This is a genomic window from Nocardioides sp. SYSU D00038 (assembly GCF_016924665.1).
Taxonomy (GTDB): domain Bacteria; phylum Actinomycetota; class Actinomycetes; order Propionibacteriales; family Nocardioidaceae; genus Nocardioides.
The window spans coordinates 331677-349878 of record NZ_JAFFJT010000007.1 but is presented as its reverse complement, the minus strand read 5'-3'; the positions used below and the strand labels follow the sequence as shown (position 1 = coordinate 349878).

Annotated in this window: 23 protein-coding genes; 12 read left to right on the top strand and 11 right to left on the bottom strand. The window is 73.6% G+C overall.

Annotated features, from left to right (window positions below; genetic code table 11):
- The first annotated feature begins 9 nt into the window (after window positions 1-9).
- From JT721_RS03915 to JT721_RS03905, 3 genes are all read left to right on the top strand, one after another.
- Complete coding sequence (locus JT721_RS03915; RefSeq protein WP_205471585.1) at window positions 10-1017, top strand: ERCC4 domain-containing protein; 1008 nt, start codon at window positions 10-12, stop codon at window positions 1015-1017.
- 10 nt (window positions 1018-1027) lie between these two features.
- Window positions 1028-1471, top strand: a complete 444-nt coding sequence (locus tag JT721_RS03910; RefSeq protein WP_205471584.1) for a hypothetical protein — start codon at window positions 1028-1030, stop codon at window positions 1469-1471.
- A 221-nt stretch (window positions 1472-1692) separates the two neighbouring features.
- Entirely contained in the window at window positions 1693-2118 is a 426-nt protein-coding gene (locus JT721_RS03905; protein ID WP_205471583.1) for a DUF4234 domain-containing protein, read from the top strand.
- A gap of 19 nt (window positions 2119-2137) precedes the next feature.
- Here JT721_RS03905 and JT721_RS03900 read toward each other — a convergent pair whose 3' ends face one another.
- Window positions 2138-2758, bottom strand: a complete 621-nt coding sequence (locus tag JT721_RS03900; protein ID WP_205471582.1) for a hypothetical protein — start codon at window positions 2756-2758, stop codon at window positions 2138-2140.
- 14 nt (window positions 2759-2772) lie between these two features.
- Here JT721_RS03900 and JT721_RS03895 point away from each other — a divergent pair, with 14 nt between their 5' ends.
- The gene (locus tag JT721_RS03895) at window positions 2773-2940 is read left to right on the top strand and encodes a hypothetical protein (protein WP_205471581.1); all 168 of its coding nucleotides are present in this window, start codon (window positions 2773-2775) and stop codon (window positions 2938-2940) included.
- Window positions 2933-4198, top strand: coding sequence for a hypothetical protein (locus JT721_RS03890; RefSeq protein ID WP_205471580.1), 1266 nt, complete (start codon window positions 2933-2935; stop codon window positions 4196-4198). Before JT721_RS03895 ends, JT721_RS03890 begins: the two co-directional genes overlap by 8 nt.
- Here the strand turns inward: JT721_RS03890 and JT721_RS03885 are convergent.
- Genes JT721_RS03885 through JT721_RS03875 form a run of 3 tightly spaced genes read right to left on the bottom strand, consistent with a single transcriptional unit; the run spans window position 4125 to window position 6033 of the window.
- Complete coding sequence (locus tag JT721_RS03885; RefSeq protein ID WP_205471579.1) at window positions 4125-4754, bottom strand: hypothetical protein; 630 nt, start codon at window positions 4752-4754, stop codon at window positions 4125-4127. The two genes, JT721_RS03890 and JT721_RS03885, sit on opposite strands and share 74 nt — an antisense overlap.
- Window positions 4751-5374: a hypothetical protein gene (locus JT721_RS03880; protein WP_205471578.1), complete on the bottom strand. Its 624-nt coding sequence runs from the start codon at window positions 5372-5374 to the stop codon at window positions 4751-4753. The genes JT721_RS03885 and JT721_RS03880 overlap by 4 nt, the downstream gene beginning before the upstream one ends.
- On the bottom strand, window positions 5374-6033 hold the full coding sequence (locus JT721_RS03875) for a hypothetical protein (RefSeq protein ID WP_205471577.1): 660 nt from the start codon (window positions 6031-6033) through the stop codon (window positions 5374-5376). The genes JT721_RS03880 and JT721_RS03875 overlap by 1 nt, the downstream gene beginning before the upstream one ends.
- A gap of 76 nt (window positions 6034-6109) precedes the next feature.
- Here JT721_RS03875 and JT721_RS03870 point away from each other — a divergent pair, with 76 nt between their 5' ends.
- Window positions 6110-7108 carry a DUF1707 domain-containing protein gene (locus tag JT721_RS03870; RefSeq protein WP_205471576.1) on the top strand — a complete coding sequence of 333 codons (999 nt, stop codon included), beginning with the start codon at window positions 6110-6112 and terminating at the stop codon, window positions 7106-7108.
- Window positions 7109-7129: 21 nt separating this feature from the next.
- Here JT721_RS03870 and JT721_RS03865 read toward each other — a convergent pair whose 3' ends face one another.
- Window positions 7130-7801, bottom strand: coding sequence for an EthD domain-containing protein (locus tag JT721_RS03865; RefSeq protein WP_205471575.1), 672 nt, complete (start codon window positions 7799-7801; stop codon window positions 7130-7132).
- A gap of 160 nt (window positions 7802-7961) precedes the next feature.
- On the opposite strand from JT721_RS03865, the gene JT721_RS03860 reads away from it, so the two are divergent.
- Window positions 7962-8435 (top strand): hypothetical protein, encoded by a 474-nt coding sequence (locus JT721_RS03860; protein WP_205471574.1) that lies wholly within the window; start codon window positions 7962-7964, stop codon window positions 8433-8435.
- Between the two features lie 3 nt (window positions 8436-8438).
- Here JT721_RS03860 and JT721_RS03855 read toward each other — a convergent pair whose 3' ends face one another.
- Window positions 8439-9035: a mismatch-specific DNA-glycosylase gene (locus JT721_RS03855; RefSeq protein WP_205471573.1), complete on the bottom strand. Its 597-nt coding sequence runs from the start codon at window positions 9033-9035 to the stop codon at window positions 8439-8441.
- Window positions 9036-9095: 60 nt separating this feature from the next.
- Here JT721_RS03855 and JT721_RS03850 point away from each other — a divergent pair, with 60 nt between their 5' ends.
- A complete protein-coding gene (locus JT721_RS03850; protein WP_205471572.1) occupies window positions 9096-9563 on the top strand; it encodes a hypothetical protein in 468 nt (155 codons plus the stop codon).
- A 19-nt stretch (window positions 9564-9582) separates the two neighbouring features.
- Here the strand turns inward: JT721_RS03850 and JT721_RS21610 are convergent, their stop codons facing one another.
- From JT721_RS21610 to JT721_RS21605, 3 genes are all read right to left on the bottom strand, one after another.
- Entirely contained in the window at window positions 9583-10848 is a 1266-nt protein-coding gene (locus JT721_RS21610; RefSeq protein ID WP_205471571.1) for a phosphodiester glycosidase family protein, read from the bottom strand.
- Between the two features lie 67 nt (window positions 10849-10915).
- Window positions 10916-11590: a matrixin family metalloprotease gene (locus JT721_RS03840; RefSeq protein WP_205471570.1), complete on the bottom strand. Its 675-nt coding sequence runs from the start codon at window positions 11588-11590 to the stop codon at window positions 10916-10918.
- Window positions 11584-12405 carry a matrixin family metalloprotease gene (locus JT721_RS21605; RefSeq protein WP_205471569.1) on the bottom strand — a complete coding sequence of 274 codons (822 nt, stop codon included), beginning with the start codon at window positions 12403-12405 and terminating at the stop codon, window positions 11584-11586. The genes JT721_RS03840 and JT721_RS21605 overlap by 7 nt, the downstream gene beginning before the upstream one ends.
- 137 nt (window positions 12406-12542) lie before the next feature.
- Here JT721_RS21605 and JT721_RS03830 point away from each other — a divergent pair, with 137 nt between their 5' ends.
- From JT721_RS03830 to JT721_RS03820, 3 genes are all read left to right on the top strand, one after another.
- Window positions 12543-13067 carry a DUF6318 family protein gene (locus tag JT721_RS03830; RefSeq protein WP_205471568.1) on the top strand — a complete coding sequence of 175 codons (525 nt, stop codon included), beginning with the start codon at window positions 12543-12545 and terminating at the stop codon, window positions 13065-13067.
- 305 nt (window positions 13068-13372) lie between these two features.
- Window positions 13373-13795 (top strand): hypothetical protein, encoded by a 423-nt coding sequence (locus tag JT721_RS03825; RefSeq protein WP_205471567.1) that lies wholly within the window; start codon window positions 13373-13375, stop codon window positions 13793-13795.
- Window positions 13796-14007: 212 nt separating this feature from the next.
- Window positions 14008-15186 carry a site-specific DNA-methyltransferase gene (locus JT721_RS03820; protein WP_205471566.1) on the top strand — a complete coding sequence of 393 codons (1179 nt, stop codon included), beginning with the start codon at window positions 14008-14010 and terminating at the stop codon, window positions 15184-15186.
- 227 nt (window positions 15187-15413) lie between these two features.
- Here JT721_RS03820 and JT721_RS03815 read toward each other — a convergent pair whose 3' ends face one another.
- Complete coding sequence (locus JT721_RS03815; protein WP_205471565.1) at window positions 15414-16004, bottom strand: TetR/AcrR family transcriptional regulator; 591 nt, start codon at window positions 16002-16004, stop codon at window positions 15414-15416.
- 70 nt (window positions 16005-16074) lie between these two features.
- On the opposite strand from JT721_RS03815, the gene JT721_RS03810 reads away from it, so the two are divergent.
- On the top strand, window positions 16075-16704 hold the full coding sequence (locus JT721_RS03810) for a hypothetical protein (protein ID WP_205471564.1): 630 nt from the start codon (window positions 16075-16077) through the stop codon (window positions 16702-16704).
- Here JT721_RS03810 and JT721_RS03805 read toward each other — a convergent pair.
- Window positions 16610-18010 (bottom strand): wax ester/triacylglycerol synthase family O-acyltransferase, encoded by a 1401-nt coding sequence (locus JT721_RS03805; RefSeq protein ID WP_205471563.1) that lies wholly within the window; start codon window positions 18008-18010, stop codon window positions 16610-16612. The genes JT721_RS03810 and JT721_RS03805 overlap by 95 nt on opposite strands.
- Window positions 18011-18202: the final 192 nt, after the last annotated feature.

Below are 18202 nucleotides of genomic sequence, written 5' to 3'. Positions count from 1 at the left end.
ACTGGCCGGGTGACGGACGACTTCCTCATCGCCCGCAACCCCGACGGCGACTCCACGCTGCCCTACGTGCTGCGCATCCCGCTCGGGCCCGAGGGTGTGCTGCTGAAGGCGCGGGAGACCTGGCCACGCACCGCGAAGGTCTACTGCCATCGCGCGGAGGAGTGGCCGGCGGACGCCGAGATCGTGCAGCGGATCGGGGTGCGCAGCTGCGTCAAGCGCGGCGCGGCGATCGACCTGGTGCTCGACCGCGGGCGCGAGAACCGGTCGCAGTTCGTCGTCGCGAACGCCCGCGGCCGGCAGATGATCTTCTGGCAGACCGCTCGCACGAACAAGAAGGCCCGGCCGGCGGCGTCGGTGCCCACCGCCCGCGCCTCGGGTGTCGCCGACCTCGAGATCGCGGTCGACAGCAACGAGCGCTACGCGTTCACCTTCTCCGACCGCCCCGCGCACGTCGTACGACGGCGGCTCGAGGCGGGTGACTACGGCGTGGTGGTCGACGACCGGCTGGCGGCGGTGGTGGAGCGCAAGAGCCTGCCCGACCTGGTCTCGAGCCTGACCACCGGCAAGCTCACCTACCAGCTGACCGAGCTGGCCTCGGTGCCGCGAGCCGCGGTGGTGGTCGAGGAGCGCTACAGCCAGGTGTTCAAGCTCGACCGGGTGCGCCCGGCGGTGGTCGCCGACGGGCTGGCGGAGTGCCAGGTGCGGTTCCCGACGGTGCCGATCGTCTTCTGCGACAGCCGCAAGCTGGCGCAGGAGTGGACCTACCGGTTCCTCGCGGCGGTCTACCGCGCGACCGCCGAGGAACGCGTCGGCGACGTGGCCATCCGCACGCTGGCTACCGGGCCCGTGGTGCCGCCCGGGCCGCCGTCGCCGGCCGAGGTGCGAGCCTGGGCACTGGCCAACGGCCACGTCGTGAGCGACCGGGGCCGGGTGAGGAAGGACCTGGTCGAGGCGTACCTCACGGCCCGCGCCCGTCCCGCCGACCCTGACGAGCCGCCGGTCGCGCCGCCCTCGTAACCTCGGAGACGTGGCTGAGGACTACTGCGAGCTGTGCGACCTCCCGAAGAGCACCTGCATCCACGGCCAGCCGCCACCGCCCCCGCCGGCCCCCGCCGTGCGTACGCCCAGGCCGCGGGCCTCGCGCGCGACCACCAGCCGCACCACCTCGACCCCGGCCGCGCCGGTGCGGAAGCCGAGCCTGCTGACCGACCAGGCGGCGTTCCGCCCGCACATCCTGCAGGTGCTCTCCGAGCACGGCGGCCGGCTCGACCAGGCCGACGTGCTCGAGGCGCTGGGGCAGCGGATGGACGACGTGCTGCGCGACCGCGACCGCACCACCGCGCCAACCGGCGAGGTGCGCTGGCAGATCGCGGCCCGCAAGGAGCGCAAGGCGATGATCGACGAGGGCCTGATGCGGCCGGCGACCCCCGGCGTGTGGGAGCTCACCGAGAAGGGTCTCCGCTCCCTCTGACCTGGGCCGCCAGTCCGGCCAGACCAGACCAGACCAGACCAGACCAGGAGTGTCACGCGCAGCCCCAGCGCCTATCTTGAGGCCGTCCGGCCAGCCCGGCCGTGCGAGAGATCGAGGTAGCCGTGTCCCACACCCCCGACCCGACCGTCGACCCCACCGCGCCGCAGTCGGCCGCTCCGTCGTCGGCCGCTCCGTCGCCCGACCCAGCAGCTCCGCCTGGTGTGCCGCCCCAGTCCCCGCCGCCCGCTCCCGCTGGGTACGGCGCGCCGCCGGCCCCGGCGCAGCACGGCCCGATCGGCAAGGTGCGCGGCACCGGCGCGTGCATCGGGCTCACGATCATCACGCTCGGGATCTACAGCCTGGTCTGGTACTACAGCGTCCACGAGGAGATGAAGCGCCACACCGGCCAGGGAGTCGGCGGGGTGGTCGGCCTGGTCCTCGCGCTGTTCGTGGGGGTCGTGAGCCCGTTCCTCGTGGCCTCCGAGGTGGGCAGGCTCTACACCCGGTCCGGCCAGCAGGCGCCGGTCAGCGGCGCGACCGGTCTCTGGTACATCCCCGGCTTCCTCATCCTCGTCGGACCGATCGTCTGGTTCGTCAAGACCAACGGCGCGCTCAACAGCTACTGGCGGTCGCAGGGCGCCCGGTAGACGCACGACTGGCTCCGGCTCACGGGACCTCGACAGCGATCTCCTCGCCCAGCCGGGCGCCGTGCTGGAGGTCGAGCTCGCGCTCGTCGCCGGACCAGAACGAGCCGGGGTCGTAGTAGTTGGTGGGCCTGGTGCCGTCGAGCAGCCCCATCGCCGTGTACGTCGCCGCGACCACCTCGGCGCAGTAGGTGGCCTCGATCGAGTCCGGGCGCCGGAACCGGCCCCTCGCCCACCGGGCCGCCAGCCGCGCCGTCGACGGGAACGGCGTGCCGTCGAGCCGCGCGATGGTGCGCAGCACGGCGTCCTCCATCGACCGCGAGACCGGGTGGTGGAGCTGGCGCAGCCAGGCGCGCTGCTCGTAGCGGTCGTGCCACTGCACGACCGCCTCGCGCAGGTCGTGCAGCTGGACGCCGCGGTGGTGGCTCCCGGTCCACACGTCGAGCAGGCCCTTCGACAGCTCCGCGTGCCACATCAGGGGTGGCAGGTCGTCGACGACCACCGCCATGCCGACGTGGTTGACGGGCGCGTTGGTCAGTGCCCGGATGGCGTGGTCGGCGGCGGTGTGGCCGCGGAACAGCCACAGGTCACCGGTGCGGGTCAGGTCGACGGCCTCGTCGAGGGACAGCCGCGAAGGGGTCATGGAAGGATCATCCCGTGAGGCTCTGGAAGGTGCTCGGACTGGCCGGGCTGGCCGGCGTGGCGGCCACCGGCATCGTGGTCGCCCGCAACCAGCGCAAGCGAGCCGACCTCACCCCCGACCAGGTCCGCGAGCGACTGCACCGGCGGCTCCGGGAGGCCACCGGGGACGACGCGGATGCGTGACGTCCCCGGCGTCCTCGTCACGGCGGGGCGGCTGCTCGCCCGGCACTGGCCGGCGTTCCTGGTGCTGGCCGTCGCGGGCGCGGCCGTGCGCGCGGCGACCCTGTGGGCGGCGGTGGCGCTCAGCAACCGGCAGAGCGAGCTCGCCCAGCTGCTGCTGATCCTGGCGCCGCTCGGCTACCTGCTGCCAGTGATCTGGATGCTCCACCTGTGCCGCGGCAGCCTGCCCAACCTCCAGGGCGAGGACGACCGGGTCAGCCCCACCGAGGGCCGGCAGCGGCGCCTGGTCGACATCGCGGTCAGCGTGCTGGTGCCGTTCCTGGCCGTCTACGTCAGCTACGGCTTCCTGGAGCAGGACATCCTCCAGTTCCGCAACGAGGCCGCCAGCGAGGAGCTCGGCAACACGTTCGTCGAGGAGGTCGACTTCCGCGACCGGCTCGGGCTCTACCCCGTCCAGGTCGCGGCGATGATCGTCGTCGTCGCCTGGGTGCTGCGGTGGGCGCTGGGCCGCTTCGAGCACCGCACCAAGTTCCTGGCGCTCGCGGTCGTCGGCGCCGTGGTCGAGCTCTACTACACCTCCCAGCTCGCCGGGCAGGGCTTCCTCATCAAGACCGACGGCATGGAGTGGCTCGCCCGGCGCCGCGCCTACCAGTGGTTCCAGGACGGGTACGACGCCCTGCTCGGCCGGCTCGGCTTCCTCGCCGACCCGGTCGCGGCGACGGTCGACGCGGGCCAGGCGGTGCTGGGCTCGTTCGACAGCGTCGTCGTCGTGCCGATCGCGTGGCTCACGGTCGGCGCGGTCGTCCTCGGGCACCAGCTGGCCGAGGGCCACGGCGACGGCGCCACCCGAGCTGGCGACGACGCCGACGACGCCGACGACGCCGAAGGGGGTCGCAGGGGCGGGCTGCTCCGGTCGTTCGGTGCCGACCTGCGCGGCCGCTTCGGGGCGTTCTTCGACGGCCTGCGGCTGCTCTCGGCGGCCGGCCTCTACCCCATGCTGGTCTTCTCGCTCGTCTTCGTGGTGGCGCTCCGGCTGCCCGGCCTGCTGGTGCGGCTGAGCCGCGTCGTGGTCGGCCCCACCGAGCACGGCACCTACCTGGCGTTCCAACCCTACGAGCAGGCGCTCGGCCTGGTCGCGTCGATGGTCGTGGTGGCCCCGCTGCTCGCGGCCGCCGTCGACTGGCTGGTCAGCTCCCGGCGCGCGGGGGGACCGGCAGCACGACGTGCTCCGGAAGCTGCCACCACAGCAGCACCTCGGTGATCTCGGCGTCCTGCGGCACCACGAAGACCGGGCGGGTCCGCCACGCCGGCAGGCGCTCCTCGCCGTCGGGGACGCTGCGCCCCGCGGCGTCGTCGACCGCGCTCGGCACCAGCGGACCGCCGCCCTCCGACGGCAGGCAGCTCGCGAACCGCAGCCCCGCCGACGACAGCCGGTGCGTGCGGCCGCGCGAGTCGCGCAGCGCCACCGTGCAGCCGCGCAGCCCCTGGTCGGGGTCGGCCTCCCAGTCCATGGTCACGCGGACGACGCGGGCGTCGTCCGAGAGCGGCACCGGGTCGTCGAGCCGCCGCACCGGCACCGCGTCGAGCTCGGCGACGTCGACCACCTCGACGGTGAGCGTGCGCGAGGTCTCGCCCAGCGCGTCCTCGTAGTCGTCGGTGAAGGTCAGCGCCCGACCGGGCTCGCCGCGCGCGATGACCTCGTGGGGCTCGACGTTCCACCAGTAGTCGGCGACCCGGTACGACGCCGCGGCGCCGAGCGCCAGCAGCACGACCGGGAGGAGCGCCAGCCAGACGCGGTTGCGTCGCCACCAGGTCACGGCTGCGCCACCTCCAGCTCGACCGGGTCGAGCTCCTGGCGCACCAGGCCGGGTTGGGGCGCGACGTAGGCCGCGGTCGTGCGGGCCAGCTCGGCCGCCCGTGCCCCGTCGAGGTCGAGGTCGACGACGGCGACCTCGTCGCGGCGGGTGCCGTCGGTGATGTCGCTGCCGCGCCCCACCACGAGGTCGAGCTCGTCGATCCGCGAGGGCGGGACGTCGAAGCACAGCCAGCCGTAGCCGGTCAGTCCGGCGTCGAAGGTGAGGGTGCGCGGGCAGCCCGCCTTGGCCGACGTCGCGTAGGTGCGGCCGTCCTCGTCCTGGAGCCGCACGGTGCCGGTGACGAGCTGGTCGTCGGCGCCCGAGCCGGCGACCTCGACCATCAGGAAGCGACCGGAGGCCTGCACGCTCTCGCGGAGGTGGGAGAGGTACTGCGCCGCGTCGACGTCGAGCACCTCGAGCTCGCCGTACTCCAGCACGACCGGCTCGCCGCGCACTCCCTCGCGCAGGAAGGGCGCCGAGATGTCGTCCTCGGCGGAGAGGGCGCCGTCGACGACGTGCGCCAGGGCCATCGCGGCGATCACGGCCGCGGCCTGGAGGCCGCGCTGGAGCGGGAGCGCCATCAGTCCTCCACCGCGACCTCGAGGGGGCCGGCGGCCAGCGGGTCGCCACCGGCCGGGCCCCACTCGTCGGCGCGGAACGCGGCGATCTCGTCAACCTGGTAGGTGAACCCGTAGACCTCGAGCTCGAAGTCCTCGGGCTCGAACGTCGGCCCGGTGTGCAGCACGCCGACCAGGTCGGCGGTGGTGCCGGGGTTGACGTACTCGGTGCCGAGCGGGGCGGTGTCGTCGACGAAGAAGAACTCGATCTCGGGCGACTCCTCGCCCGGCCAGGGGCGGAACCCCTTGGTGGGCGAGCCGAACGCGTCGCGGATCAGCCGCTCGGCGTAGACGGGCTCGTCGGTGTGGTTCTCGAGGTCGAACCTGATCGCCAGCACCCGGTTGCCGGGCTCGGGCTCGGCCACCGGCGCGAGGTCGGGGAGCGAGACGACCTTGGTGACGGTGAGGTGGAACGGGCCGATGTCGATGCGCTGGTCGAGGGCGATCGGCTCCGTGTCGCTGCCCGTGGCCTCCCTGAGCCCGCCGAACGGCGCGGTGAGGAGGATCAGCACGCCGACGACCGCCCCGACCCGCTGCGGCAGCGGGCGGTTGGCGACGAGCTCGCGCACCCGGCGCCGGCGGGGCGGGGGCGGCTGGTCGGTCGACGCCTCCGAGACGGTCACGCGCCAGATCCTAGGCGGGCGCAACCACTCGACCGGGCCATGGTCGGGAGTGGCGCCCGATCGCTACCGTGCCGACGTGACCTCTCCCGACAAGCGGGCCCGCGACGCCGACCGGGCCACCGCCATGGACCTCGTGCGCGAGGCCTTCGCCGACGGCCGGATCATCGAGGCCGACCGCGACAAGCGCCTCGCCGACCTCCAGCACGCCCAGACCCTCGGCGACATCGAGACCCACGTGCGCGACCTGCGTCCGCCTCCGGTGCTGCCGACCTACGAGACCTACCCGGACGACGCGACGCCGCCCACGCCGGCCTCGGAGGCGGTCGAGGACGAGCCGGCCGCTCCCGACCCCGCTGCGGTCGCCAGCGCCACCGGCCAGCGCACCGGCTTCCCGACCGGCCCGCAGTACGGGCCGACCTCGGGCGGCGGGGGCGTCACCGACATCACCGTCGTGGTCGGCGACGCGGCCCAGCAGGTCGCCAGGCGCACCCGGCCGCTGATCTTCGCCGTGGTGGCGATCGTCGCCATCGCGGTGTTCGGCACCGTGATCGGAGCGGTCGTCTCGGCGTTCGACGACACCGACCTCGGTGGCATCACCCCCACCGACGACACGACGTACGCGCCGGGCGAGGAGCCGGGAGAGAACGGCATCAACCTGTTCACCCGGCAGGGTTACCAGGACCTCGTCGACGCGGTCGCCGAGCGCGGCAGCACCTCGGTCTTCATGGCGGTGATCTACCCCCGCTACGCCGTGGTGCAGATCCCCGAGGGGCCCTCGGGCAAGCGCTACCGCTCCTTCTACTACGACGGCCAGCTCGAGGAGTCGGGCTCGAAGGGCACGATCGAGTACGCCCGCACCGACCTCGCGAAGGTGCGGCCGGGGGTGATCCTCAAGCTCGTCGAGCTGGCCCGGTCGAAGGTCGAGGACCCGACCACGTGGTACGTCACCGTCGGCGGGCTGGCGCTCAACGACAGCAGGATCACCGCCAGCGCGTCGAACGAGTACGGCGAGTCCGTGCACCTCAACGCCACGCTCGGCGGCAAGGTCACCTACGACTCCACGGCCTCGGACTAGCGGGGCGCCCGGCGCGGTGGCTCAGGGGCCGACGTCGTAGACGTAGCGGCTGCTCGGTACCAGGTCGAGGTCGCGGTCGGCGCCGAACCGCGCCACGCTGGCCATCATCCGCCCGAGCCGGTCGTGCAGCTCGGCGTCGTCGCCCGCGCTGCCGTAGAACGCGTGCACGTCGTCGATGGCCGCGCTCGGGAACAGCTCCTCCACGAGCGCGGCCACCGCCGGCGCGTCCGGGGTGACCGGGGCCGAGACGACGTTCTGCACGTAGCCGAACGTCGCCTGCGTCGCGATCGCGACCGGTGTGTGGTCGACCAGCCACCGGTGCAGCCACTCCTCGTGCGACAGCTCCTCGGGGCGGCGCAGCAGCGCGATGTTGGCGAGGGCGTCCAGGCGCTCCCCGCTCGCGGACGACGGCGGCGGGATCGGCAGCCGCTCCTCCACCGCCCAGCCGGCCACCCGGTCGGCGGCGCCTCCCAGCACGTCGACGACGGCGGGCGCCTCCCCGCCCCAGGTGCTGACGACCGCCCCGATCGCCGGCTCGGCCGACGGGATCCGCATCGCCCCCGCCACCGCGGCGTCGTCGACGTTCACCTGCACCCGCTCGACCCCCGCCTCCGCGAGCCGGGCGTGGAGCGCCGGGTCGTGCAGCGTAGACGCGAGGTCGCCGCCCCACAGGGCGAACATCAGCTTGGACACGCGGTCACGGTAGTGGCTCAGCGCTCGTCGCGGACCACGTCGCGCCCACATCCGGGCCCCGCGAAGGCCTCGTCCACAGGGTCCGGCGCGCACGGGTGGGTCCGTCGGTGCGGACGGGAAGCGTCGGGATCAGCAGCGGACTAGCTCCTGGAGGTGTGCCGTGCTGCGACCGCGAGACCTGACCCAGCTGGTGGTGGTCGACCCGCCGCTCGAGCCGCGCACCCGCGCCCTGGTGGCCGGGCTGGCGGCGGTGCCGGGGGCGACCCGGGTGGTCTGGCCGGGGCAGCCCGGACCGCGGTCGCCGTGGGCGCCGTGTCCCGACGGGTGCTGCCTGGTGCTGTGCGACGACGACCCCGGGGCGGCGCGCTGGCTGCGGTTCCTGGTGCGCGAGCTGGTGGCGCCGCGGGCGGCGGGGCCCCTGCGCCGCTCGCGACGGATGGGGTTGCCGGGCGGGCACCGGCTCGACGGCCGGGCGCTCGTGGAGCACGGCGGGTCGGGGCCGGTGCTGGTGGTGGTCACCCACAACCGGGTGCGTGAGGTGCCGCTCGACGACGACCTGTTCCCGCTGCGCCGACCACGACGAGGGCCGGGGGAGGTGGTGCCGCTGGGGAGGCGGGGGAGGGAGGAGTCGTGACGATCAACCCTGGTCGGGCCCCGGCTCGACGGGCGGGAGGATGCCGGCCGCGCGCGCCACCTCGGCGTACGCGACCGCTAGCGACTCGACGGTCTCGTGGGCGTTGAGGCCGCTCGGGTTGGGTGCGACCCACAGCTCGGCGCCGCCCAGGGTCTCCGGTTGCCGACCGGCGGCGGCCTTCCGGCGGCCGAACGCCGTGCGGTAGGCCGTGATGCCGAGGATGGCCACGACCCGGGGGCGGGTGCGCTCGACGGTCGCGACCAGCTGGCGGCCGCCCTCGCGCAGCTCCTCGTCGGTCAGCTCGTCGGCCCGCGCGGTGGCTCGGCGGACGACGTTGGTGATGCCGATGCCGCGGCCGGTGAGCGCCGCGCGGTCGTCGTCGGTCATGCCGGCGGCGGGGTCGACCGGGCGGTCGAGGATGCCGGCGCGGAGCAGCGCGGGGTAGAACCGGTTGACCGGGTGCGCGAAGTGGGTCTGCACGGCCGCGGTCCACAGGCCGGGGTTGATGCCCACGAAGAGCAGCCGCAGGTCCGAGCCGACCAGGTCGGGCACCTCGGCGTCGCGGAACGCCAGCAGCTCGTCGCGGGTGAAGCGGGGCACGGGCGCAGCCTGTCACGGCGGGGCTCGGAACCCGGCACGGGGCAGGGGCGTCGGAGCACCATGCGACGCCTGCTCGGACCGACCGCGACCCTCCTGCTGGTCGGCCCGCTCGTGCTGCTCGGTGGCTGCGGTGACGAGCCGACGACCGAGGAGTCACCGGCGCCGTCCGCATCCGCTGCGGCGGAGCCGCGGCTGGTGCGGCTGCTGCACGGCTCCGGGGTGGGCGGGCGCACCGACCCGGTGGCGGTCGCGCTGCCCGACGAGCAGGCGGTGCAGCAGTGGGCCTCCGGGCTCGACGACGGATTCGCCACCGAGCTCGCCGAGGCAGCCCGGCGGGCGCGGGCCGACCTGGCTCCCGGGCGGCTCCTCCACGGGGCCGTGGTCCACCTGGGCTGCGAGGTGCCGACCGGGGTGACGGTGACCGAGGAGGGCGACGGGCTGCGGGTCGTGGCCGACGGCGTGCCGAAGCCCACCAGCGAGTGCCTGGTCGCGGTCACGACGGTGGCGCTGGTGGACGCCCCGGCCTGACCGGTCCGTGCGGGCGGGCTCAGCGGTGGTGGAGCACCAGGCCGTTGGGCACCTGGCGCTGCCGGCCGTCGGAGGGCGAGTTCACGATGCCCACCGTGCCGCTGGGGCGCTTGGTCACCATCGTCGAGGACCCGCCGCCGTCGAGGTTGAGCGCGTCCTCGGCGCCGAGCTGACGCATCAGCACCGACATCTCGACCATGGTGAGTCCGCGGCTGAACGACTGCCGCCCGTCGACGACCATGAGCAGCACTTGGCCGGTGTCGCGGTCGATCCCGACCGCGGTGCGCGGGTGCATGTCGACGTCGTCGCCCGTGGTGCGCTTGCCGGCGCGGAGCAGCACCTGGTTGCCGGTGATCGCGACCTGGGGCGACCCGTCGGTGCGGCTGAGGATCGTGACCTTCTTGCCGCGGGTCAGCCGGCGCAGCGCGTCGGCACCCTTGCCCCGGCCGACGAGGACCTTGCCGGTGACCGGCAGCCGGCGCGGGAACCTCACCTTGTTCCAGAGCACCCGGCCGTTGCGCACCGCGACCATCCGGACCCGCTTGCGCTGGCCGTCGGTGACCCGGTAGTCGCGCAGCGTGCCCCAGGCCTGGGTGTAGACGCCGATGCCGCCCATCCGCACCGACGGCGAGTTGCGGTGCTCGATGGCGATCCGCGGGTGCTGGCGGATCCTGCTCCGCACCGCCAGGGTGCCGATCCGCGGCGTGCCGGCGTGGTCGAGGTAGAAGGCCTGGTTCCAGCCGTCGACCGGACCGTGCACCGGGCCGCGCTGCCGGTCCTTGCCGACCCCCAACGGCGCGCCGGTGTCGCCGATGTCGAAGAAGTCGCCGTTGACGCCGGCGATGCCGCGGTCGGCCTTGACCTGGCCGAGCACACCGGCGGTGGTGGTGACGTGGCGGGGGGAGAGGTAGTCGAGCGAGAGCCCGGGCGCGGACAGGTCGGCCCGCAGCAGCTGCACCCGAACCCGGCCCCGGCTGTCGGCGAGCTCGAAGCGCTCGAAGCCGAGCCCCGGCACCACGGGGTAGGCGGCCAGGTCGGTGCGCACCCAGTCGCCGACCTTGGCCAGCGGCAACGGCAGCGCCCGCCGACCGGCGATGCCGTCGGAGGTCTGCGGCGCACCGGCCGTCGGACCGGTACCGCCCGTCCAGGCTGCCCAGCCCGTCCAGCCCGGCTTCCCCGGTGGGCGGTCGTCGTCGGCGGTGGCCGACGGGGTCGGCCCGACCAGGCTGACCGGGAGAGCGATCGCGAGTCCGAGAGCGGCGAGCCCCACGCGTCGTACCGTCACCCCGCCACCGTACGTGGGCGGGCGCGCCGGTCGGCGCAGCCCCGGCGCGGGGGCGCGTCCCGGCCGGTCAGCGCGAGGCGCACGGCTGGTCGTGCAGCGCACGGAGCCCCGCGACGTCACCGTCTCCGAGCCGGTCCTGGCCGACGTAGGACGCGTTCATCAGCTGGTCCTCGTCGTCGACGTGCCCGAGTCCCAGCACGTGCAGGATCTCGTGGACCAGGATCATCCGGGCGGCGACCTCGTCGCCCTCGCGCTCGAGCTGCTGGTACTCGGCCTGGTCGAGGATGACGCCGCCGGACGTCCACCGGGCGAGCCCCTGGACGTCGGTGGCCACCGGGCCACCGAGGCCGGCGACCGACCCCTGGAGGTCGTGCCGGCGGCCCTGGTGCGAACACAGCACCAGCACGGGGTCGCTCGGGGTGGCGAGGGTCCGGTTGGCGGTGGTGCCGGTGTCGCGGAAGACGTAGCCGCTGGCCGCGCTCACCTCGGCGAGCGCGGCCTCGAGCAGCGCGCGCCAGCCGGTGGGTGCGCCGTCGGTGTTGACGGCGTAGGGGATCGCGCGGCACGGGTCCCAGCTGACCGGGGTGGTGCCGTCGGGCTGGGTGCGCAGGAAGGCGTGGTCGTCGCCCTCGCGACCGGTCCACCACAGCGCCGCCGCGCCGGCCAGCACCGCGACGACGACTACGACGACCGCGCGTCGAAGTCGCGACGGCGGCGCCGGTGGTGCCTCGGCGGTCAGCACGGCAGCTCGTGCAGCTCGGCGAGACCGGCGCGGTCGCCCTCGCCGAGGCCGTCCTGGCCGATGTACTGCGGATACATCAGCTGGTCGCGGTCGTCGACGTGGTCGAGCCCGAGCACGTGCACCAGCTCGTGCACGAGGACCAGCCGCTGCTGGTCGCCGTCGCCCTGGCGCGCCATGGTCCGGTACGCCGGCCCGTCGAGCGCCACCGACCCGGTGACGAAGCGGGGCCGTCCCTGCCGGGGTGCGGTGCTGCTGCCGCCGACGCCGATGGTGTCGCCGCGGAGGGCGGGCACCTCGTCGGGCGTGGCCCACCCGATCAGCACCGGGTCGCCGGGCTCACGCGCACCGAGCGTGAAGGTGCGGTCGTCGGTCTCGCCCCCGTCGTCGAACTCGAACTCGCTCTCCTCCTCGAGCAGCTCGATCGCGTCGGCCACCAGGTCCTCGTGGTCGGCCGGCGCGCCCTCGGGGTTGACGACGTAGGTGATCGGCTCGCACGGGCTCCAGCCCACCGGCATCGAGGAGCCGCGCTCGGTGGCAAGGAAGGTGTAGGCACCGTCGTCGCGGCCGTTGATGGTGTCGATGAGGTCGCGGACGCGATAGCCGGTCGCGCCCGGGTTCATCACCATGACCACCGCGGTCAGGCCCAGCGCGATCGCGAGCCCCGGCAGCACCGGTCCGGTCTCCCGCCAGCGCCGCCGCCGGGGCGGGGCGCCGTACATCTCGATCGGGCCGTACTCGCGCTCCAGGTGCTTGAGCCGCTTGCGCATCTGGCGCTGCCACCGGCGGTCGGCGCGACGGTCGAAGTACTCCCCCACCTCCCCATGATCCCCGAGGCCTGGTCACGTCTCCACAGATCGGGGAATTCGGGGTCGCCGTCGGGTCGGCGAGTGGGTAGTTTGCTGCGTGGCGCCTCCGGTTCGGGTGCTGCACCATCTCGGGAAGGACCAGCCTGATGAGACGTCTCGCCCCGCTCTGCGCCCTGCTGCTCGTGCTCGCAGCCGGGTGCGCCGGGAACGACGACCCCGGGCCCCGGGTCGAGCCCACCCCCTCCGCCACGGACGTCGCCGCCTCGCCGTCGGCGTCGCCCACACCGGCTGCGCTGTCGCCGGTGGAGACGGTCGAGGCGTGGGTGGCGGCGCGGAACGAGGCGTTGCGGACAGGGGAGGTCTCCGCGATGGAGCAACTCTCGGCTCCCGAGTGCCGAGGATGTCCGAACCTGTCGCGTCCGATAGCCAGTGCGATTGCCGCGGGAGGCCAGTTTGAAGGTGGGCGATGGACGATCGCGGGGATGCGGCGGCGAGATATGACCGATCAGAAGGCAACGATCGATGCGGGTATCCGCATCGCAGCGGGCGTGACAACGCAGTCGCAGGGGGCGGAGCCGGTTTCCTATCCGAAGGAAAGTCGCTTGATGGTTTTCGAGCTCAGATCTGTGGGCTCGCGGTGGCTTCTCACTCTGGTGGCCTTTGCCTCATGAAGCGGTTGCTTTTGACGACAATCGTTCTGTTGGCATGTCCGAGCATCGCTCGTGCAGACGCCTGCCAGGTCGTGGAGACCACCCACATGGTGAACGGACAGGTGACGGTTCAGGTTCAACAGGTCTGTGCACCTTCGACGCAACCTGTGTCGTCGACGGACAATGAGGGTTTGCCCCCTCCTCGGGAATCCAACCTGGATGTGGCGTGCGTCCGGCAAGCGATCTCGAGCGGAGTTGACCCCTTCGAGTTCTGTGACATCCCCTCTGACGCCGAGGTCCCGCTCGAAGCGATCACTCCCGGACTGGTGGCGACGGCGTTCGCGGAGCTGCCGCTGCCGGCGTCGCAGCTCGAGGTGCAGCCGCCGAACGGGCGGACGCTGGTGAACTTCGAGACCAACTTCTTCACCGTCAACAAGCCGTTCACCGAGGCGCTGACCCTGTTGGGGCAGCGGGTGGAGCTGCGGATCGAGGCGGTGGGGTTCGGGTGGCGGTTCGGGGACGGGAGGTCGGAGCAGACCCGCACCGCGGGGGCGCCGTACCCCGACCTCGAGGTCACCCACTCCTACCTGCGCGCCGGGCGGGTGCGGCCGAGCGTCGACACGACCTACCCGGCTGACTACCGGATCAACGGCGGCCCGTGGGCTCCCGTGCCCGGGACGGTCACCGTGCCCGGCGCCGCCGTCGGTCTGCGGGTCCTCACCGCCAGCCCGACCCTCGTCGGCTACTGAGCACGGCCGCGGCTCCGACCCGACCCAACCCGACCCGTCGCACCAACCGCGCCTTTGCGCCGTTCGTGCGCCCGATCCGACCCAACCCGTCGCACCAACCGCGCCTCTGCGCCGTTCGTGCGCCCGATCCGGCCCGACCCGTCGCACCAACCGCGCCTTTGCGTGGTTCGTGCACCACCGCAGACCCACCGGGCCTGAGTAGGGTCCACGGCGTGGAGCCGTGGAACATCTTCGTCGAGGGCGACAACCTCGACGTGCTGCCCGCGGTCCGCGACCGGTGGGGCGCGGTCGACCTGATCTACATCGACCCGCCGTACAACACGGGCAACGACTTCGCCTACCGCGACGACATCCGCGGGAGCGACGGCACGAGCCGCCACCAGGCCTGGGTCGCGATGATGCGCCCGCGGCTCGAGGCGGCCCGCGCGGCGCTGGCCGAGTCGGGCGCGATCTTCGTCAGCATCGACGACAACGAGCAGGCCCACCTGCGGCTGCTGCTCGACGAGGTGTTCGGCGAGCACTCGTTCGTCGCCCAGGTCGTGGTCAACCTCAACCCCAAGGGCCGTCAGCTGGGGCGCGGGTTCGCCACCAGTCACGAGTACCTCCTGGTCTACGCCCGCGACGCAGCGCGCACGGTGCTCGACGCGAGCAGCGCCGAGACGGTCGACGAGCGCGACTTCCCGCTGACGACGCCCGACGGCCGCCGCTACCGGCACCTGCCGCTCCGCAACACCAACAAGAAGTTCAACCCCGTCACCGCCCGCACCCTGCACTTCACGATCTGGGGCGACCCCGAGACCGGACGCGTCTCGGTCGAGCCGTTCCCGGGAGCCGTCGAGGTCGGGCCGGTGTTCGGCGACGGCAGCCCGGCGGTCTGGCGGTGGAGCCGGCCGCTCATCGCCGAGCGGCCCGACGACCTGGTCTGCCGCCGGATCCGCGGCCGGTCGGGGCAGCGGGTCGACGTCTTCCAGCGCGACTGGCTGCAGCGCGACGTGCCGGGCGGACGCCGCAAGAAGCTGCGCACCGTGTGGCTGGCCGAGGAGGTCGGCTCGACCGACACCGCCGTCGCCGAGCTCAAGGCGGTGGTCGGGCACGTCTTCGAGTCGCCCAAGCCCACCGGCCTGCTCCGCCGGATCCTCGCCACGATGCCGACCGACGCGCTCGTGCTCGACTTCTTCGCCGGCAGCGGTACGACGGGGCACGCCGTCGCCCTGCAGAACCTCGCCGACGGCGGCACCCGCCGCTGCATCAGCGTCAACTCCGCCGAGCCGGTGCGCCCCGGCTCCAACGCCGCCGCGGCCGGCCTCGCCACCGTCGCCGACATCACCCGCGCGCGGCTGCAGGCGGTCGCGGACACGGTGGGTGGGGGGTTCGAGGAGGTCCGGCTCTAGCCTGCTGGTCGAGGTGTGCGCACCCAGCGACGTTGCCCGATCACCGGTGCGTGCGCTGGTCGAGGTGTGAAGGCCGCCAGGCCTGAGCCTCGAGACCCGGCGAGATGAGAGCCCTCCGCCGGGGACGGAGGGCGTTCGGCCGGCGGGGTTTCGAGGCTCGCTTCGCTCGCCCCAACCAGCGCCGAGCGCTCCTGGCTGCTTGCCCACCGGCCCGGGGCGTTCACCCCTCAACCAGCGGCGAGCGACGCCAGGTGGTCGGTGAGGAGGCGTCGAGCCCGGGTGGGGGAGACGCCGCCGCGGTGGATCAGGCCGAGCGCGAGGCCGTCGAGGAGGACCTGCAGGCGCACCGCCTCGGCGGGCAGGGATCGGGACGGGTCGACCAGGCCGGCCTCGGCGAGGAAGGTGAGCACCGAGAGGCAGGCGGTGCCGACCCCGTCGTACGCTGCCTCGCGGAGCTCGCGGAGGCGGGGGTGGCCACCGGCCTCGGCGACCAGGGCCAGCTGGATGCTGAGCTCGGCGCGCCGCTCGTCGTCGAGCGGCAGCAGCTCGGAGAGCCAGCGCACGGCGCCGGGCACGCTGCCGACCCGGCGCTCGTGGTCGAGGAAGCGCGCCGTCGCGCGCTCGATCGCCAGCTCCATCGCCGAGCCGAGCAGCTCGGCCTTGGTGGGCAGCACGTGCCGCAGCGATCCCGCGGAGACCCCGGCCTCGGCGGCCACGGTGCGCACCGAGACGGCGCTGACCCCCTCGCGCAGGATCAGCCGCCACGTCGCCCGGGCCAGCTCCTGGCGGCGCTCGGAGTGGTCGATGAGTCGGGGCACGACGACATGGTAGTACGACCGTGCTACCTTGCTATTTGTCAACACAGTCGTATCAACAAGGAGTGTTGCGGTGCTCGATCTCGTGCAGGACAACCCTGTTGCCGGGTTCATCGCCCTCAGCGAGGTCGGGCTCTGGGTCCTGCTCGGGCTCGGGCTCACGGCGCGCTACCCGCTGCGCCTGCGCCGGACCGGAGCGGTGCTGCTCGCCGGCATCCCGCTGCTCGACGTCGCCCTCGTGGTCGCCGGCGCGGTCGACCTCCACCGCGGCGCCCAGCCCGGCGCCGTGCACGGGCTGGCCGCGGTCTACCTCGGGGCCAGCGTGGCGTTCGGCCCGACGGTCGTGCGGTGGGCCGACGTCCGGTTCGCCCACCGCTTCGACGACGGCCCGGCGCCGGTGAGGCACCCGAAGGGGTCGCCCGCGCGGGTCGCCGCGCTCTGGACGGAGTGGGTCAGGGTCGTGCTGGCCGCGACCATCGCCTCCGCCGCCCTCGGGGCGGCGGTGCTGCTCGTCGAGCCCGGGCAGCGGGAGTCGCTGCTGTCGTGGGTCGTCCGCTGCTGGGCCGTGGTGGGGCTGTGGCTGCTGCTCGGGCCCCTGTGGGAGTCGGCTACGCCGCGACGGCCTTCTCCAGCGCCGCGACCTCGTCGTCGAGGTGGGTCAGCAGCCGCTGGAGGTGGGGCACGGTCCGGCGGCAGCCGGTGAGCCCGAACATCATCCGCCCGTCGTAGGACGTGCAGGTGATGTTGAGCGCCATGCCGTTGATCGGGATCGACAGCGGGTAGGTGCCGACCATCTTGGCGCCGTTCCAGTAGTGCGTCGTGCGGGGGCCCGGCACGTTGCTGATGATCAGGTTGTACGGCGGCCGCACGATCCCCTGCATCCGCAGCGCCGGGCCGAGGATGGCGGGGGCCTGGCCGAGCGCACTCATGGCGAGGATCTGCACCGGCGTCATCGACGACAGGGCCTCCTTGCCGTCGACCATCGAGCGGTGGATCGAGGCCAGCCGGTCCGCAGGGTCGGGACGGTCGGTCGCCAGCTGGACCATGACCGCGCCGACCGCGTTGCCGCCGTCGGCCGACGCGATGTGGGACTGCTTCGCGTTGAGCCCCACCGGGACCATCGCCACCAGCGGCGCCTCGGGGAGGGCCCCGAGCTCGATCAGGTAGGTGCGCATCGCGCCGCTGCACATGGCGAGCACGACGTCGTTGAGCGTGGTGCCGGTGGCCTTCCCGATCGCGCGCAGCCGCTCGACGGGCCAGTCCTGCGCAGCGAAGCGGCGCGACCCGGTGATCTTCTGGTTCAGGATCGTGCGCGGGGCGTGCAGCGAGAGCGACGACGTCTCGTTGCGCAGCCCCTTGCCCAGCGTCCTGACCAGCGCGCCGGGCAGGCCCGCGGCCTCGGCGGTGATGCCCAGCGCCGTGCGCAGCGCGGTCGCCGGCAGCTCCGCGAGCTCGCGCTCGGCGTCCGAGGGCTCCCGGCGCGGTGCCGGCGGCCGGGCACCCCACGGTGCCGGCATGTCGCGCTCGTCGGGGTCGGTGGAGAGCACGCTCTGGAGCAGCCGCATCGCGGAGATGCCGTCGACGAGCGCGTGGTGGGTCTTGGTGTACATCGCGACCCGCCCGTCGGCGAGTCCCTCGATGATGTGGGCCTCCCACAGCGGCCGCTCCCAGGCCAGGCGGGTGGAGTGGAGCCGGGAGCAGAGGTCGAGCAGCTCCCGGATCCGGCCCGGCTCGGGCAGCGCGCTGTGGCGGACGTGGTGGTCGATGTCGAACTGCTCGTCCGGTCGCCAGACCAGCTGGCCGGCGGTGCGCAGCGAGCGGTGGGGGTGCTTGAGGAACAGCGGCGAGATCTCGTCGACGTCGCGCATCTGCAGGTACATGTTGCGGATGTAGTCGGGTCCCGCGCCCTCGGGCTTCTCGAACAGCTGGAGCCCACCCACGTGCATCGGCATGTTCCGGTTCTCGGCCAGGAGGAACGCCGTCGAGCTGGGATCGATCGGAGAGACCACGGGCGGACACCTTTCGTCGAGTCGATCCTTGCCGCTGGTGACCGCGGTCACAAGGTCGGTGTCCCAACGACCGGGTGCCGGATACGTCACCCGACCACCGAACGGAGCCACCGACCGTCCACACCGCCGGTCCGGACGGGCTCCTCCACAGCTCCGACGCGGGCCCGCCCGGTCGCCCTCCCACCCGCCTAG